Here is a 15,100-nt window from a genome sequence, read left to right on the forward strand (position 1 = left end):
AGTGCGCTGACTGCCACGCGTGACCAGCTGCGGCCCACGGTGCCCGCTCGGATCGTCGTACTCGCCTCGGGGACGGGCAGCCTGCTGCAGGCGCTCATCGCCGCCACGCGCACCGACGGATACCCTGCGACCATCGTCGCGGTCGGCGTCGACCGCGACTGCGGAGCAACGGCTCACGCCGACGACGCGGGCATCGACCACTTCCGTGTGGCGCTGCGCGATCACGCGGACCGCGCCGCATGGGACGTCGCGCTCACCGAGGCCGTCGCATCGCACCGCCCCGATCTGATCGTCAGTGCCGGCTTCATGAAGGTCCTCGGCCCCGCGTTCATCGAACGCTTCGGCGGCCGGATCATCAACACGCATCCCGCGCTGCTGCCGTCGTTCGCCGGCGCGCACGCGGTGCCCGACGCGCTGGCCTACGGCGTCAAGGTCACCGGCTCCACGGTGCACCTGGTCGACGGCGGCATCGACACCGGCCCGATCCTGGCGCAGGAGCCGGTGGTGGTGCTCGACGGCGACGACGAGTCGACGCTGCACGAGCGCATCAAGATTGTTGAACGGCGACTGCTGGCCGAGGTCGTGGCCTCCGTCGCCCTCCGAGGTGTTGTTTCCGACGGACGAAAGGCCGTGATCCCAAGTGAGTGAACGCAAGGCAGTGCGCCGTGCACTGGTCAGCGTCTACGACAAGACCGGCCTGGTCGAACTGGCCACCGGCCTGCACCAGGCCGGTGTCGAACTGGTTTCCACCGGTTCCACCGCCGCCAAGATCGCCGACGCCGGCATCCCGGTCACCAGGGTCGAGGACCTGACCGGATTCCCCGAGTGCCTCGAGGGCCGCGTCAAGACGCTGCACCCCCGAGTGCACGCCGGTGTCCTCGCCGACACCCGGAAGCCGGAGCACCTCGCGCAGCTCGAGGAGCTGGGCATCGAGGCGTTCCAGCTGGTGATCGTGAACCTGTACCCGTTCACGCAGACCGTCGCGTCGGGCGCCACCCCGGACGAGTGCGTCGAGCAGATCGACATCGGCGGTCCGTCGATGGTGCGCGCTGCTGCCAAGAACCACCCGTCGGTCGCGGTCGTCGTCGACCCGAAGAAGTACGAGGGCGTCCTCGCTGCGGTCGAGGCCGGTGGCTTCAACCTCTTCGAGCGCACCGCCCTGGCCGCGCAGGCGTTCCAGCACACCGCGTCCTACGACGTCGCGGTCGCCACCTGGATGACGTCCACGCTGGTCGAGTCCGTGACGAGCGAAGCGACGGAAGATTCTGCACTGTCGCAGTTCCCGCGGTGGGTCGGTGCCACGTGGGACCGCTCCGCGGTGCTGCGCTACGGCGAGAATCCGCACCAGGCTGCTGCGCTGTACGAGAACCCCTCCGAGCCTGCGGGCCTCGCGCAGGCGAAGCAGTTGCACGGCAAGGAGATGTCGTACAACAACTACACCGACGGTGACGCCGCGTGGCGGGCCGCGTACGACCACGCCGAGCCGGCCGTCGCGATCATCAAGCATGCCAACCCGTGTGGCATCGCGGTGGGCGCGGACATCGCCGAGGCGCACCGCAAGGCGCACGCCTGCGACCCGGTCAGCGCATACGGTGGCGTCATCGCCGCCAACCGCGAGGTGACGGTCGAGATGGCCGAGCAGGTCGCCGACATCTTCACCGAGGTCATCATCGCGCCGTCGTACGCGGACGGGGCCATCGGTGTCCTCCAGCGCAAGAAGAACGTGCGCGTTCTCGAGGCCACCGCTCCCACCGAGACGGGCATCGAGCTGCGCCCGATCTCCGGTGGCACGCTGCTGCAGGAGCGCGACGTCCTGGACGCGGACGGCGACAACCCGGCCAACTGGACGCTCGTCGTCGGCGAGGCCGCGGACGAGAAGACCCTCGCGGATCTCGAATTCGCGTGGCGCGCATGCCGTGCCGTGAAGTCCAACGCGATCCTGCTCSCCAACGACGGCGCCTCGGTGGGCGTCGGCATGGGCCAGGTCAACCGCGTCGACTCCGCGCATCTCGCGGTGCAGCGTGCCGGTGACCGCGCCAAGGGTTCGGTGGCCGCGTCCGACGCGTTCTTCCCGTTCCCCGACGGTCTGCAGGTCCTGCTCGACGCCGGTGTCCGCGCCGTCGTCCAGCCCGGTGGCTCGGTCCGCGACAACGAGGTCATCGAGGCCGCTCGCGAGGCCGGTGTCACGCTGTACCTGACCGGTGCGCGCCACTTCGCGCACTGATCGACTGCTCTACTGCGCTCCCTCGTCCGGGGTTCGCGTGCCGCTCAGGCCGCGAGCCCGGACGGGGGAGCGTTGTGCTGTGCGGACTCGACCAGCGCGCGGGCGTTGGCGTCGTCGGTACCCGAGATGACCAGTCGGGCAGCGCCGCGGGCGAGTAGCCGGCTGATCAGTTCTGCCGCTGCCGCATTCTGGTCGGCGTCGATGTGACTGAGGTCGAGGGTGACGACCTGTCCGGTGAGGTCACCGGGCAGGTCCTGCTGGGGGGCGCTCAGAGCGCCGAGTCGAAGCTTCATGGTGGTTCTCCTGAACTGTGTATGGGTGAAAGAGGCAAAAGAAAAGGCACCCGAGGCGGTGTGCCTTCGGGTGCCCGAGAATGGTTCCGGTTACGGGTGACTCATTCTCGGTGCCGTCGATCGAAGGCTGCGGGGCTGCGCCACGCGGGTACGGCTGCAAATACGTGATCGTGAGAAAAATGCTTGCTGCAAAGCTGCATTGCATACTTCGCGGGGCTTTCGACGCGCATCGTGACCGTACCCTTCTCGTGTGTGCCCGTTGGTTAACGGAGAACCATACAGCAGTGACCGCTCGGCGACATCTCGTTTTTGCGAGAGCGTGTCGCCGGCGGCCCCGCAGGGTGTCTAGCGGAGGGTTGCGAGCCAGCCCTCGAAACCGGTGGTGAACTCGGCGGACCACGGCAGCGGCTCGATGTAGTCGGCGCCGGTGGAGGCGGCATCGCCGATCTCCTTGAGCACGTGGTTCGCGGTCGTCATCCGCACCGGCGTCAGCGTGGTGTGGGCGAGTGCGACGTCGAGCGCGTCGACGTCGGCGCAGTCGAGCTGGATGTCCTTGGCGGAGCAGCTGGTGATCACCGGCATGCCCGTCGGCAGCTGGGCGGCCAGCTCGCGGGGGTCGAGCGCGTCCTCCTCGGCGAGCGCGCGGGCATTCGCCGGGACGAGGCCGGCGGCGCGCAGCGGGTCCGGCAGGTCGTCGCTGAGCGTCGCGTCGGTGCGCAGCGACTCGACCGCCCCGGCGAGCGCCAGACGCAGCTCGTCGGCGAGATGGACCGGCAACTGTCCGGCCCCGACGACCGCGGTGAGCTGGCCGTCGATCTGGGTGGTGAGCAGGTCCAGCAGCCGCACGCTCAGCGGCTCGAGCAGGCCCAGGCCTGCGACGTTCGCGCCGTTGGCGRCCAGCGCCAGGGCGATCAGGGCACCTTCGCTGTGACCGATCGCGAACACCCGGTCGGCGTCGACGGCGGACCGGCCGGCGAGGAAGTCCAACGCGGCGGCGGCGGAGTCGGTGAACACGGAGAATCCGAGGTCACCGATGTCCTCGACGTCGTACGGGCCCAGACCGGTGGAGCCGCTGCCGAGCTTGTCGTAGCGCAGGCTCGCGAAACCGTGCTCCTCGAGGACGTCGGCAAGGAACTCGAGGGTGCCGATCGAGCCGGGCAGCAGCGCGCTGTCCCCGTTGCGGTCGGTGGGGCCGCTGCCCGCGAGCAACAGCACCGCGGGTGCCGAGTCGGCGCCGTCGGGGATGCGGAGGCTTCCGTGCAGCGTGATGTCGCCGGCGGCAAAGGTGATCTCGGTATCGGCCATGCCCCGTGTTTATCAGAGCTGGGCACCCACTTCGTACGCGACGGCGGTACCGCGTGCCGAATCGCCCGAACACTCGTAACTTGGAGTGGTGACTGCCACATCGCCTGCCGATCTGCCACGGACCCTCGCCGAGCTCCGCGCGTCCGGGCACGTCCAGCGTCCGGTCAAGGACGAGATGCGCGAGAACCTGCTCGCGGCACTGCGGGACGGCCTCGACCCGTGGCCCGGGATCGTCGGTTTCGAGGAGACGGTGCTGCCGCAACTCGAGCGGGCGATCATCGCCGGGCACGACGTCGTCCTGCTCGGTGAGCGCGGGCAGGGCAAGACGCGGTTGCTGCGCACGCTGTATCTGCTGTTGGACGAGTGGACGCCGGTGATCGCCGGGTCCGAGCTGGGCGAGCACCCGTACGAGCCGATCACCCCGATCTCGGTGCGCCGGGCCGCCGAACTGGGCGACGCGCTACCGGTCGAGTGGCGGCACCGCAGCGAGCGCTACGCGGAGAAGCTCGCGACGCCGGACACCTCGGTGGCGGATCTGGTGGGCGATGTCGACCCGATCAAGGTTGCGGAGGGGCGCAGCCTGGGTGATCCGGAGACGATCCACTTCGGTCTGGTGCCGCGCGCGCATCGCGGGATCGTCGCGATCAACGAGCTCCCCGATCTGGCTGAGCGGATCCAGGTGTCGTTGCTCAACGTGATGGAGGAACGAGACATCCAGGTCCGTGGGTACACCCTGCGGCTACCGCTCGACGTCGTGCTGGTGGCCAGCGCCAACCCGGAGGACTACACCAACCGCGGACGCATCATCACCCCGCTCAAGGACCGCTTCGGCGCCGAGATCCGCACGCACTACCCGTCGTTGCTCGAGGACGAGATCGCCGTGATCCAGCAGGAGGCGAACCTGCAGGCGCAGGTGCCGCACCACCTGCTCGAGGTGCTGGCCCGGTTCACGCGGCTGCTGCGCGAGTCGACGTCGGTGGACCAGCGGTCGGGCGTCTCGGCCCGGTTCGCGGTGGCGGGCGCGGAGACCGTCAGCGCGGCGGCGGTGCACCGCAGCGCCGTCCTCGGGGAGGCCGATCCGGTGGCGCGGCCCATCGACCTCGGCACCGTCGTCGAGGTGCTGCGCGGCAAGGTCGAGTTCGAGTCCGGTGAGGAGGGGCGCGAGCTCGAGGTCCTCGAGCACCTGCTGCGGCGAGCCACCGCGGACACTGCGCGGATCCGCCTCGGTGGCATCGACCTCGCCCCGTTGGTGACGGCGGTGGAACTGGGGCAGCCGGTGGTCACGGGCGAGCGGGTCACCGCGAAGGCGCTACTGGGCGAGCTGCCCGACCTCGAGGTGCTCGACGAGGTGGCGGGCCGGCTCGGCGCCGCATCCGACGGCGAGCTGGCGTCGGCCGCCGAACTCGCGCTCGAGGGTCTGTATCTCGCCCGGCGGATCTCGAAGAACCCCGACGAGAACGGCCAGGCCGTCTACTCGTAGTCGGCAGTGGTGAAGGGAGACAGGATGTCTCGCGGTGCGCGTTACGGCCCGTACGAGGGTGGCGATCCACTGGCCCCGCCGGTGGATCTGCGTGACGCGCTGGCCGCGATCGGCGACGACGTCCTCGAGGGTGCGTCGCCGCGGCAGGCGCTGCGTGAGTTCCTGCGGCGCGGCGCCGGTGACCGGCGCGGGCTCGACGACCTCGCCGCGCAGGCGAATCGGCGCCGACGGGAACTGTTGGAGCGCAACAATCTCGCGGGCACCCTGGACGAGATCCGTGAGCTTCTGGACCGCGCGGTGCTCGAGGAACGCAAGACCCTCGCCCGCGCTCTCGACGACGATGCGCGCTTCGCGGAGATGCGCATCGAGGAGCTTCCGCCGTCGACCGCGCAGGCGGTGTCCGATCTCGTCGACTACGACTGGCGGAGCAGTCAGGCGCGCGAAGACTACGAGAAGATCCGCGACCTGATGGGGCGGGAGCTGCTGGATCAGCGGTTCGCCGGAATGAAGCAGGCCCTGGAAGGGGCCACCGACGCGGACCGTGAAGGGATCCGCGAGATGCTCGAGGATCTGAACACGTTGCTGGACAGTCACGCTCGTGGCGAGGACACCACGCAGCAGTTCCGGGAGTTCATGGACAAGCACGGTGAGTACTTCCCCGAGAACCCGCGCAACACCGAGGAACTGCTGGACTCGCTCGCGCGTCGGGCGGCCGCGGCCCAACGTCTGCGGAACTCGCTCACCCCGGACCAGCGCGCCGAGCTGGACGCGTTGGCGCAGCAGGCGTTCGGTGATCCGTCGTTGATGGGCCAACTGGACCGGCTCGACGCGCACCTGCAGGCCGCGCGTCCCGGCGAGGACTGGACCGGCAGCGAGAAGTTCCGCGGCGACGACGGTATGGGGTTGGGGGAGGGCACGTCCGCCCTCGCGGACGTCGCGGAGCTCGAGCGACTGTCCGATCAACTGTCGCAACAGTATCCGGGTGCCCAGCTCGACGACATCGACACCGAGGCATTGGCCCGGCAACTCGGCGACGGGGCCGTCGCYGACGCGAAGACACTCGCCGATCTCGAGCGGGCACTGCAGCAGCAGGGCTTCTTCGACCGTGCACCGGACGGCCAGTGGCGGCTGTCGCCGAAGGCGATGCGGCAGTTGGGGCAGACCGCGCTGCGCGACGTCGCGGGTCGGCTGTCGCACCGCGGTGGTCAGCGGGAGACCCGTCGCGCGGGGGCGATGGGCGAGCCGACCGGGGCGTCGCGGCCGTGGGAGTTCGGGGACACCGAGCCGTGGGACGTCACCCGCACGCTCACCAACGCGGTGCTGCGCGATCCGGGCCGGGTGCCGGTTCGGATGTCGGTGTCCGACGTCGAGATCGCCGAGACCGAGCAGCGTGCGCAGGCGGCGGTGGCGCTGCTGGTGGACACGTCGTTCTCGATGGTGATGGACGGCCGCTGGGTGCCGATGAAACGTACCGCGCTGGCTCTCAACCACCTGGTGACGACGAGGTTCCGCGGGGATGCGTTGCAGCTCATCGGTTTCGGGCGGCACGCCGAGGTACTGACCGCGGCGGAGTTGGCCGGCCTCGACGGAGCGTGGGATCAGGGCACGAACCTGCACCACGCGCTGCTGCTCGCGGCCCGGCACCTGCGCCGGCATCCCAACGCACAGCCCGTCGTGCTCATCGTCACCGACGGCGAGCCCACCGCGCACCTCGAGCCCGACGGGCAGGCGTTCTTCGACTATCCGCCGAGCGTGCGGACCCTGGGACTGACGGTGCGCGAACTCGACACCCTCGCCCGCCTGGGCGCGCAGGTGACGATCTTCCGCCTCGGCGACGACCCGGGCCTGGCCCGCGTCGTCGACCGGATGGCGCAGCGGGTCGGCGGCCGGGTGGTGGCTCCGGACCTCGACGGCCTCGGCGCGGCAGTGGTCAGCGACTACATGCGGATGCGCCGACCACCGCGGTGATCCGGCTCAGGCCTGACTCGCGATCTGGATCAGGTTGCCGCAGGTGTCGTCGAACACCGCGGTGGTGACCGGACCCATCTGCAACGGAGCCTGGGTGAACACCACACCCAGCGCCGTCAGCCGTTCGTACTCGGCCTGCACGTCGTCGACGCCGAAGGACGTGATCGGGATACCGTCGGCGACGAGTGCCCTCATGTAGGCCTGGGCGGCGGGATGCGCGTCGGGCTCGAGGACCAGTTCGGTGCCGTCCGGCGCGTCCGAGGAGACGACGGTGAGCCACTTGTGCTCGCCCAGCGGGACCTCGTGCTTCTTCACGAAGCCGAGGATGTCGGTATAGAACGCCAGCGCCTTGTCCTGGTCGTTGACGTGCACGCTGGTCAGGTGAATCTTCACGGTGCCTGTCCTTGCCTGTCGCGGTCCGGGTCGGGTACGGGCCACCGGTCGGCGATGGCCCGCAGGGGAGTGGTGTCGAGATGGTGGAACTTGTAGCGGCCTTCCCGGCGGGTGTGGAGCAGTCCGGCGTCCTCGAGGACCGCGAGGTGCTGCGAGACGGCCTGCCGGGACGACCCGAGCCCGTACTTGGTGACGAGGCGGGCGCACAGCTCGAAGAGTGTCTGCCCGTCACGGTCGACGAGTTCGTCGAGAATCGCGCGCCGCGTCGGGTCTGCCAGAGCCTTGAACAGATCACCCACAACCGAACGATAGGCAAGTGGTTACTTGCGTGTCAATGGTGCGGGTGGCACCGAGCCTGTTCGGTCATCTCGAGGAACCCGCCGTCATCTCCGGCGCGACGGTGGTGGCGTGTCGTACGGTGGCCAGCAGCGCCGCATCGTCGTCCCGACGCGGCCGACGACGCCGGTGGTGATCAATGAAGCCGAAGGATCGAGCCTGGGATCTCGGGTACGCGGCCGGTTGGCGCCTGGTGCGCGCCCTGCCCCAGCGGTGGGCGAGGCGCCTGTTCGACGCTGCGGCCGATCGCGCGGCCCGCAACGGAGGTCCGGATCAGTTGCGGCGCAATCTGGCCCGAGTGCTGTCCGCCACGCCGGCGCAGGTGCCCGACGACCTCGTGCACGCGAGCCTGCGCTCCTACGCCCGCTACTGGTGCGAAGCCTTCCGGCTGCCGTCGATGGATCCGGTGCGGTTGGCCGAGAGCATCGAATCCTCGGCCACCGGGCTCGAACACATCCACGAGGCGGTCGCGTGTGGCAGCGGGGCGGTGCTGGCCCTACCGCACAGCGGCAACTGGGACCTGGCGGGAGTATGGGTGGCGCAGCGGGTGGGCCCTCCCGTCGTCGTCGCCGAGCGGCTCCGTCCGGAATCGCTGTTCAAGCGCTTCGTCCGGTTCCGTGAGCAGCTGGGTTTCGAGATCATCCCACTCACCGGCACCGAGACGCCGCCGATCGAGCAGCTGACCGCGCGGCTGCGGCAGGGGCGGATCGTCGGGCTGCTCGCCGAACGCGACGTGACCGGCACGGGCGTGCCGGTCTCCTTCTTCGGCGAATCCGCCCGGATGCCGGCCGGCCCGGCCCGGCTCGCGATCGACACCGGCGCACCACTGCTGCCGGTGAACTGCTGGTTCACCCCGGACGGCTGGGGCTTCCACGTCGGTGCCCCGGTCGACACCGTCGGCGGGGTGCAGTGCACGACACAGGCATTGGCAGACCGCTTCGCCGCAGGCATCGCCGCGCACCCGGCCGACTGGCACATGCTGCAACGGGTGTGGACCGCCGACTTCGATCGCATCGAGTGACGCTGCGGGCGTCAGGTCAACAGCGCTGCCACGAGGGCGATCGCGGGAATCGACGCGAGGGTGGTGACGAAGGCGGCGTCGCGGGCCAGGACCATGCCGCGTTGGTAGCGGCTCGCATAGACGAAGACGTTCTGCGCGGTCGGCAGGGTGGAGACGACCACGATCGCGAACAGCTCGTGCCCGTCGAGGCCCAGCAGGAAGCGGGCCATCACGTACGCGAGGACCGGTTGCACGCAGATCTTGAGGACCGACGCGAGTGCCACATCGCGGCGCGGACTCGCACCCTTCTCGAGCACGCGCACGCCGTACAGCGACAGCCCGAACGCGAGCAGCGCGCCGGGGACCGAGGCGCCGCCGATGAGCCGGAACGGCTGCATCAGTGCCTCCGGGGGCGTCCAGTTCGACACCGCGACAGCCAGTCCGGCGGCGCCGGCCAGCACGATCGGGTTCTTGAACGGCGCGGTGATCGTCTCGAGCCGGGAGCTGCCCTCGCGCATCGTGCTGACGTCGAGAACCGTCAGGGCGATCGGCGAGAAGATCATGATCTGGAACAGCAGCAGGGGTGCGACGAACGACGCGTCGCCGAGGACGAACACCGCGATGGGAATGCCGAGGTTCGCCGAGTTCACGTACGACGACGCGAGCGCGCCGACCGTCAGTTCGGGAAGCGGTCTGCGTAGCCACAGCCTCGCGATGACGAGATAGATGCCCGCGACCGCGAATGCCGTGGCCGCGGCCACCGCGAGGGTCGGCGAGAAGACCACCGACAGGTCGGAGTTGGCGAGGGTGTCGAACAGCAGCGCCGGTGTCGCGACGAAGAACACCAGTCGGCTGAGGACGAACTGCCCGTGCTCGCCGAGCGTGCCGGTGCGCCCCAGGAAGAACCCGATAGCGATGACGACGAAGATGACCGTGAACCCTGCCACCACGCCCGACACGCCTACATCCTTCGCTTCAATTGTGGCGCCGACCTGCATGATCAACCCAGTTCGAGAAGCTTACCGCCGCTAATCGCCGGTCGTGCGTCCGCCCGTCGAGTCACCGATTCGCCGGTCTGCGACACGACAACCGAGCCCCCACCTCATCGGCGCGCCGACGAGGTGGGGGCCTACTTGTCGCGCAATCGGATCAGGAACCGAGCGAACCGGTGTTCAGCGAGCCGAGGTCCAGCGAACCGAGCGAGCCGGTGCTGGTCGACCCCAGGGAGCCGAGCGAGCCGGTGTCCAGCGAGCCCAGCGAACCGGACGCGCTCGGCGCCGGATCCTCGAGCGCGAAGTTCGTGGTGCAGCCGTTGAACTTCACGGCGTCGACCAGTGTCGAGGTCGCCTCGGATCCGCGGCCGATGCTCACGCCGTAGTGGTCGACGACCGCGTTCGGGTTGGCCGCGGCGATCTCGGCGAGCGGCACCAGCGCGCGGTCCTTGGCGCCGGCGATGCTCTTCGTGCTCCACCACTTGCCGTCCTGCAGGTTCACGTGGGTGCCGCCGTCGGACGTGTCGACAGCGCCGGCGTCCGGGACCCAGACCAGGGTCGTGAAGCCGTTCGCGAAACTCGTGTTCTCGCTGGTCCCGGTCAGCCGGAGCTGGAACGCGGCCGTCGGGTTCTCGGCGCGTTCGGAGAAACCGATCTCGTGCTTGACGGCGTCGGACAGCTTGACGCCCCCGGCCTCGTGGTAGCTGACCGACCGGTCGGCGGGGCCGTTTACCTCGAGCTTCAGCGAGCCGTCGTCGTCGAGGACCTTCTCGGCGGAGTGGTAGGCAATCTGCCGCTTCTCGTCGTCGAACGGGATTCCCCAGCCATTGGGGGCGGTCGCGGTCGACAGCTCTGCGCAGGCGATTCCTTCCGGCGCCTCGCTCGAGCCGAGCGATCCGGTGGAGCCGAGCGATCCGGTCGACGAGGCGCCGGCGAGGGCGGGTGCGACGAGGGCGGCGGCGCCGAGGATCGCCGCAGCGGATCCGATGCGGAATGCGTTCTTGGACATACTTCACTCACCTCTGTGGGAGTAGTGGACATGGTTCGACGCCCCGGTCGGATGCGGCCGAAGGCCGGTCCGGGATGTCATTAGTCGATGCGGCGTCGTCGCTGTCGAAAAATTACGACGCCACCCCTGTGATCCCCCCATGGGTACAGGCGTCGCCCCCTCGTCCATGTGCTGAACAGTTGAACGACTTTGCTGAGCGTAAACAGCCGGACAAGAAAATACAAGACCGGTCGGTTTGTTATCACCCGTACCTGTTGCTCTGACCTCGCGCATGCAAGTTAGCTATGCGAACCACCTCAGATTCCTTGTGGGCGACGCTGATACCGTTCGTCGCGTGGGAATCCAATCGCCGGATGAATCGACCCGGTCGAAGCGTGGTGTGTACGGCATCTCGGTGACATCCGAACTGGCCGGTATCGGCCCGCAGACGTTGCGTCTGTACGAGAGTCGCGGCTTGATCGCGCCTTCGCGCACCGGTGGCGGTACCCGCCGCTACAGCGAGGACGACCTGCATCGACTCGCTCGGATCAGCGAACTGGTCTCCCTCGGTGTGAATCTCACCGGCATCGGGCGCATTCTCGAGCTCGAGGACGAGCAGGAGAAGTTGACGGCCGAGAACGCACGTCTGCGGTCGGCCGTCGAGGCGATCGGGTCGGCTGTGTAGCGTTCAGTTTGCACCTCGTCTGAAGTTGCACCTACCCGAAGGACGATCGCCAGTGCCACGCACGCAGGAATACTCCGACCGTTACGCCGACGCGATGACCGCGTTGGCGGCTGCGACGCATCGGCCGACCAGCGTCGTCAACATCGGCGGCGAGTACGCGATCCGCGTCGACTTCGCCTTCAGCATGTACGTGCTGGCCACCAATTCCGAGCACGGTCTGAACAACGACCCGGACGCCCAGGACATCTGGCTGGTGCGCTTCTTCGAGGAACAGACCGGCGGAGACGTCGCGCTCGTCGAGGCCCGGCACGAGTGGCTCGTCGACGCGTTCGACCTCGTGATCGAGGAACTCGTCCGCACCGGCAAATGGGTCACGTCCGACGCGATGCTGCACGAGATCGCGCCACGACCGGACGCCGAGAACGGTTCGGGCGCTTAGCTTTCGCCGAGCCGGAAGATGCCGTCGGTGGGGTCGAAACGGACCCGCCGCGAGTCGAAGGCCCGCCGGATCGCGCCCGAGTCGATCAGGGCGGTGGGGGTGCCGTCGACCACGGTGCCGTCTCCGGCCGCGAGCCAGACGTGCTGTGCGGTTCGCAGGACCAGTTCGACGTCGTGCGTCGACAGCAGCACCGTGATGCCGGCGTCGGTGGCGATCTCCTCGAGCAGTGCCAACAGTTCCACGCGGGCTGCGACGTCGAGGAAGGCGCTGGGCTCGTCGAGCACCAGCAGTGACGGTTGCTGCACGAGCGCGCGTGCGATCAGCACCCGTTGGCGCTGGCCGTCGGACATCTCGTGGAGGCGGACGTCGGTGAGGTCTGCGGCGCCCATCCGGTCGAGGCTGTCGGCGATCAGCTGCCGTTCGGCGGAGCTGAGGCGGGACGCGAAGCCCTGGTGGGGGAGTCGTCCGAGTGCGGCGATCTCGCCGCCGGTGAGCAGTCCACCGTCGACGCGGTCGGTGAGGACCACCGCGACTCGACGGGCCCGCTCGGCCGGAGACAGCTTCGTGATGTCGACGTCGTCGAGTCGGGCCGACCCGTGGAGGATCCGCTGCAGACCGGCCACCGAGCGCAGCAGTGTCGACTTGCCGGCGCCGTTGGGGCCGAGCAGTGCGGTGACCTGCCCGGAATGCGCGGTGAGATGCAGTCCGCTGAGGATCTCTCGCGGTGGCCGCCCGGGGTAGCCCACCGTGACGTCGTCGAGCACGAGGGTCATGCCATGCCCGCCTTGGTCTGCCGCGATCGCATCAGGACGAGGATCACGACCGGCGCCCCGACCAGTGCCGTCACGACGTTGAGGGGCAGCACCCCGTCACGACCCGGCAACTGCGCCACCACCGAGCACAACAGCGATACCGCGGCCCCCATCAGAACGGCGCCGGGCAGCAGCACCCGGTGATCGGACGTGCCGAGCGCGAGGCGCGCGAGATGCGGGACCGCGATGCCGAGGAAGGCGATGGGCCCGCAGAATGCGGTGACGGCGCCGGCCAGCAGTGCGGCGGACGTGATCGCGACGGTGCGGGTGCGCAGTAGGTGCACGCCCATCGAGTTGGCGTAGTCCTCGCCGAGCAGCATCGCATTGAGCGGGCGCACCAGGGTGGCTGCCAACACGATCCCGACGGCAACGGCGGGGATCAGCACGCGCAGATCGGACCACGACGCGCCGGAGTACGACCCCAGACTCCACAGGATGAACTGCTGCATCTGCGCGGGCTGCGAGAAGGCGACGAGCAGGGACACGACGGCGCTGGTGACCGAGCCGACCATGACGCCGACGATCAGCAGCGTCACGACCGATCGGATCCATCGCGAGATCGCCAGCACCACGAGCAGCACCACGAGCGCGCCGATGGCCGCGGCCGCCGCGATCCCCAGGCGTCCGGTGCCGGCCACCGCCGCGAACACGCCCGCACCGGCCCCGGAGCCGAGCACGACCAGCGCGACACCGAGACTCGCGCCGGATGACACCCCGAGGATGTACGGGTCGGCGAGCGGGTTCGCGAACAGCGTCTGCATCAGCAGGCCCGCGACGGCGAGCGCGGCGCCCGCGCACGCCGCGGTGACGACGCGGGGGAGGCGGATGTCCGCGATGAGCGTGGTCCAGCGCGCGTTGCCCGCATCCCCGGTGAACAGGTACCGTGCGGTGGCGCCGAACGGGATGGTCACCGAACCCACCGACACCGCGAGCACGACCGCGACGAAGACGAACGCGGCCAGTGCGGTCAGCGCAGCTGCGGTGCGGTTCACTGCAGGCGGCTGTAGAAGGTGAACTCGTGGCCGGGCATCAGGTCCGGATGGGCGATCGCGATCAGGTCGGCCAGCACCAGGTCGGGGCGCAGGACGCCCTGCTCGTAGATGTCGATGGCGCCGGCGTCGGTGATCCGCTTCGACGACGTCCACACCTGCCCGTCGCGGAAGGCCGCGAACTCGGCGAGCCGCGGCTCCGCGGCGATCGCCTCGGCCTTGGTCCTGTTGGAGGAGTTGCTGATCGCGACCGGTGCGTCCCCGGCGCGGGCGAAGACCGTCTCGAGGTCGGTCTGCAGGCTGCCGGTGCCCGGATCGGTCATCCACGGGTGGGTGATGCGGGCCGTCGCGTACAACTCGTTGGAGTAGCTCGCGAGCGGCACCGACCACGCACCCTGGTAGGGCAGGCCCGGCACGATCGAGACCGGCGTCTGGTTCGCCGCCAGCGTCGTGTACTTGTCGTAGTCCGTGACGATCCCGTCGAACGTCTCGGTGGCCTGCTTCTCCGTGCCGGTCAGGGCCGCGAAGAACTTGATCCACTCGGCGTGGCCCCGCGGATCGGTCTCGAGCCAGTCGTAGTTGTCGAGGACCGGGATGCCTGCCCGCTCGATCACGGGAAACGCCGGATCCTCGAAACCGCCGGTGACGAACGCCTGCGGGCCCTGTGCGACCACGGCCTCGGCGTCCACCTGTCCGGCGGTCGCGAACTGGGTGACGTCGTCGTCGGCGATGTGAGCCCGGGCGGTCTCGCTGTAGACGTAGTCGGCGCTCGCGAAGCCGGTGAGGGCGTCGAGCTTGCCGAGGGCTTCGAGGCTGGGCAGGTGGGTCGTCGACTCGGCGAACAGGTCGGTCACCGGCGTCGCGATCTGCTGAGCGCCGGCGAGGTCGCCGGTCAGCTCCGGTTTCGGGGCGCCGCAGCGGGTGAGCACGTACGACTCGTCGGCTTGCCCGGGCTGGCGGACGGTGACCACCTGGTACGAGTTGTGGTACTCGATGTCGAAGTTCTCGGCGTAGTCGACAGTCTGCTTGTCGGGGAAGTAGTCGGTGTTCGCATCGAAGTCGGTGATGCAATCGGCACGGCCACCGTCGCCGGTGGTCGTCGACGAGTCGGACGAGCAGGCTGCGACACCACCCACGGTCAGGGCGGTCGCGGTGAGGAGAACGGCGGTACGGAGCGAGAACGACACCCGGAGAAT

16 protein-coding genes are annotated in these 15,100 nt (G+C 69.2%); 7 read left to right on the plus strand and 9 right to left on the minus strand.

Annotation, left to right across the window (positions count from 1 at the left end; genetic code table 11):
- Window positions 1-39 precede the first annotated feature (39 nt).
- Both purN and purH read left to right on the plus strand, forming a co-directional pair.
- The gene (purN, locus tag AB4Z09_RS16270; protein ID WP_442240195.1) at window positions 40-648 is read left to right on the plus strand and encodes a phosphoribosylglycinamide formyltransferase; all 609 of its coding nucleotides are present in this window, start codon (window positions 40-42) and stop codon (window positions 646-648) included.
- Window positions 641-2,224: a bifunctional phosphoribosylaminoimidazolecarboxamide formyltransferase/IMP cyclohydrolase gene (gene purH, locus AB4Z09_RS16275; protein ID WP_442240196.1), complete on the plus strand. Its 1,584-nt coding sequence runs from the start codon at window positions 641-643 to the stop codon at window positions 2,222-2,224. The genes purN and purH overlap by 8 nt, the downstream gene beginning before the upstream one ends.
- A gap of 44 nt (window positions 2,225-2,268) precedes the next feature.
- Here the strand turns inward: purH and AB4Z09_RS16280 are convergent, their stop codons facing one another.
- Both AB4Z09_RS16280 and AB4Z09_RS16285 read right to left on the minus strand, forming a co-directional pair.
- Window positions 2,269-2,517 carry a hypothetical protein gene (locus AB4Z09_RS16280; protein ID WP_114718189.1) on the minus strand — a complete coding sequence of 83 codons (249 nt, stop codon included), beginning with the start codon at window positions 2,515-2,517 and terminating at the stop codon, window positions 2,269-2,271.
- 345 nt (window positions 2,518-2,862) lie between these two features.
- Window positions 2,863-3,822 (minus strand): alpha/beta hydrolase family protein, encoded by a 960-nt coding sequence (locus AB4Z09_RS16285; RefSeq protein ID WP_442240197.1) that lies wholly within the window; start codon window positions 3,820-3,822, stop codon window positions 2,863-2,865.
- A gap of 88 nt (window positions 3,823-3,910) precedes the next feature.
- Between AB4Z09_RS16285 and AB4Z09_RS16290 the strand changes: the two genes are divergently transcribed.
- Together AB4Z09_RS16290 and AB4Z09_RS16295 are read left to right on the plus strand one after the other, a co-directional pair.
- A complete protein-coding gene (locus AB4Z09_RS16290) occupies window positions 3,911-5,302 on the plus strand; it encodes an ATP-binding protein (protein ID WP_174908769.1) in 1,392 nt (463 codons plus the stop codon).
- A gap of 24 nt (window positions 5,303-5,326) precedes the next feature.
- Complete coding sequence (locus AB4Z09_RS16295; RefSeq protein ID WP_174908771.1) at window positions 5,327-7,270, plus strand: vWA domain-containing protein; 1,944 nt, start codon at window positions 5,327-5,329, stop codon at window positions 7,268-7,270.
- Between the two features lie 6 nt (window positions 7,271-7,276).
- Here AB4Z09_RS16295 and AB4Z09_RS16300 read toward each other — a convergent pair whose 3' ends face one another.
- Together AB4Z09_RS16300 and AB4Z09_RS16305 are read right to left on the minus strand one after the other, a co-directional pair.
- Window positions 7,277-7,663, minus strand: coding sequence for a VOC family protein (locus AB4Z09_RS16300; RefSeq protein WP_114718192.1), 387 nt, complete (start codon window positions 7,661-7,663; stop codon window positions 7,277-7,279).
- Entirely contained in the window at window positions 7,660-7,962 is a 303-nt protein-coding gene (locus tag AB4Z09_RS16305; RefSeq protein ID WP_174908773.1) for an ArsR/SmtB family transcription factor, read from the minus strand. The genes AB4Z09_RS16300 and AB4Z09_RS16305 overlap by 4 nt, the downstream gene beginning before the upstream one ends.
- Before the next feature lie 176 nt (window positions 7,963-8,138).
- Here AB4Z09_RS16305 and AB4Z09_RS16310 point away from each other — a divergent pair, with 176 nt between their 5' ends.
- Window positions 8,139-9,020 (plus strand): phosphatidylinositol mannoside acyltransferase, encoded by an 882-nt coding sequence (locus AB4Z09_RS16310; protein ID WP_174908775.1) that lies wholly within the window; start codon window positions 8,139-8,141, stop codon window positions 9,018-9,020.
- Between the two features lie 11 nt (window positions 9,021-9,031).
- Here the strand turns inward: AB4Z09_RS16310 and AB4Z09_RS16315 are convergent, their stop codons facing one another.
- Window positions 9,032-9,958 (minus strand): AEC family transporter, encoded by a 927-nt coding sequence (locus AB4Z09_RS16315; RefSeq protein WP_114718537.1) that lies wholly within the window; start codon window positions 9,956-9,958, stop codon window positions 9,032-9,034.
- A gap of 190 nt (window positions 9,959-10,148) precedes the next feature.
- Window positions 10,149-11,000, minus strand: a complete 852-nt coding sequence (locus AB4Z09_RS16320) for a hypothetical protein (RefSeq protein WP_254622832.1) — start codon at window positions 10,998-11,000, stop codon at window positions 10,149-10,151.
- 334 nt (window positions 11,001-11,334) lie between these two features.
- On the opposite strand from AB4Z09_RS16320, the gene AB4Z09_RS16325 reads away from it, so the two are divergent.
- Window positions 11,335-11,664: a MerR family transcriptional regulator gene (locus AB4Z09_RS16325; RefSeq protein ID WP_254622833.1), complete on the plus strand. Its 330-nt coding sequence runs from the start codon at window positions 11,335-11,337 to the stop codon at window positions 11,662-11,664.
- Between the two features lie 52 nt (window positions 11,665-11,716).
- Window positions 11,717-12,103: a hypothetical protein gene (locus AB4Z09_RS16330; RefSeq protein WP_174908779.1), complete on the plus strand. Its 387-nt coding sequence runs from the start codon at window positions 11,717-11,719 to the stop codon at window positions 12,101-12,103.
- Here the strand turns inward: AB4Z09_RS16330 and AB4Z09_RS16335 are convergent.
- Genes AB4Z09_RS16335 through AB4Z09_RS16345 form a run of 3 tightly spaced genes read right to left on the minus strand, consistent with a single transcriptional unit; the run spans window position 12,100 to window position 15,091 of the window.
- On the minus strand, window positions 12,100-12,876 hold the full coding sequence (locus AB4Z09_RS16335) for an ABC transporter ATP-binding protein (RefSeq protein WP_174908781.1): 777 nt from the start codon (window positions 12,874-12,876) through the stop codon (window positions 12,100-12,102). The genes AB4Z09_RS16330 and AB4Z09_RS16335 overlap by 4 nt on opposite strands.
- Window positions 12,873-13,907 (minus strand): iron ABC transporter permease, encoded by a 1,035-nt coding sequence (locus AB4Z09_RS16340; RefSeq protein ID WP_114718198.1) that lies wholly within the window; start codon window positions 13,905-13,907, stop codon window positions 12,873-12,875. The genes AB4Z09_RS16335 and AB4Z09_RS16340 overlap by 4 nt, the downstream gene beginning before the upstream one ends.
- Window positions 13,904-15,091 (minus strand): ABC transporter substrate-binding protein, encoded by a 1,188-nt coding sequence (locus AB4Z09_RS16345; RefSeq protein ID WP_174908782.1) that lies wholly within the window; start codon window positions 15,089-15,091, stop codon window positions 13,904-13,906. Before AB4Z09_RS16345 ends, AB4Z09_RS16340 begins: the two co-directional genes overlap by 4 nt.
- Window positions 15,092-15,100: the final 9 nt, after the last annotated feature.

Source organism: Rhodococcus sp. TAF43, assembly GCF_052113525.1.
Classification (GTDB): domain Bacteria; phylum Actinomycetota; class Actinomycetes; order Mycobacteriales; family Mycobacteriaceae; genus Prescottella.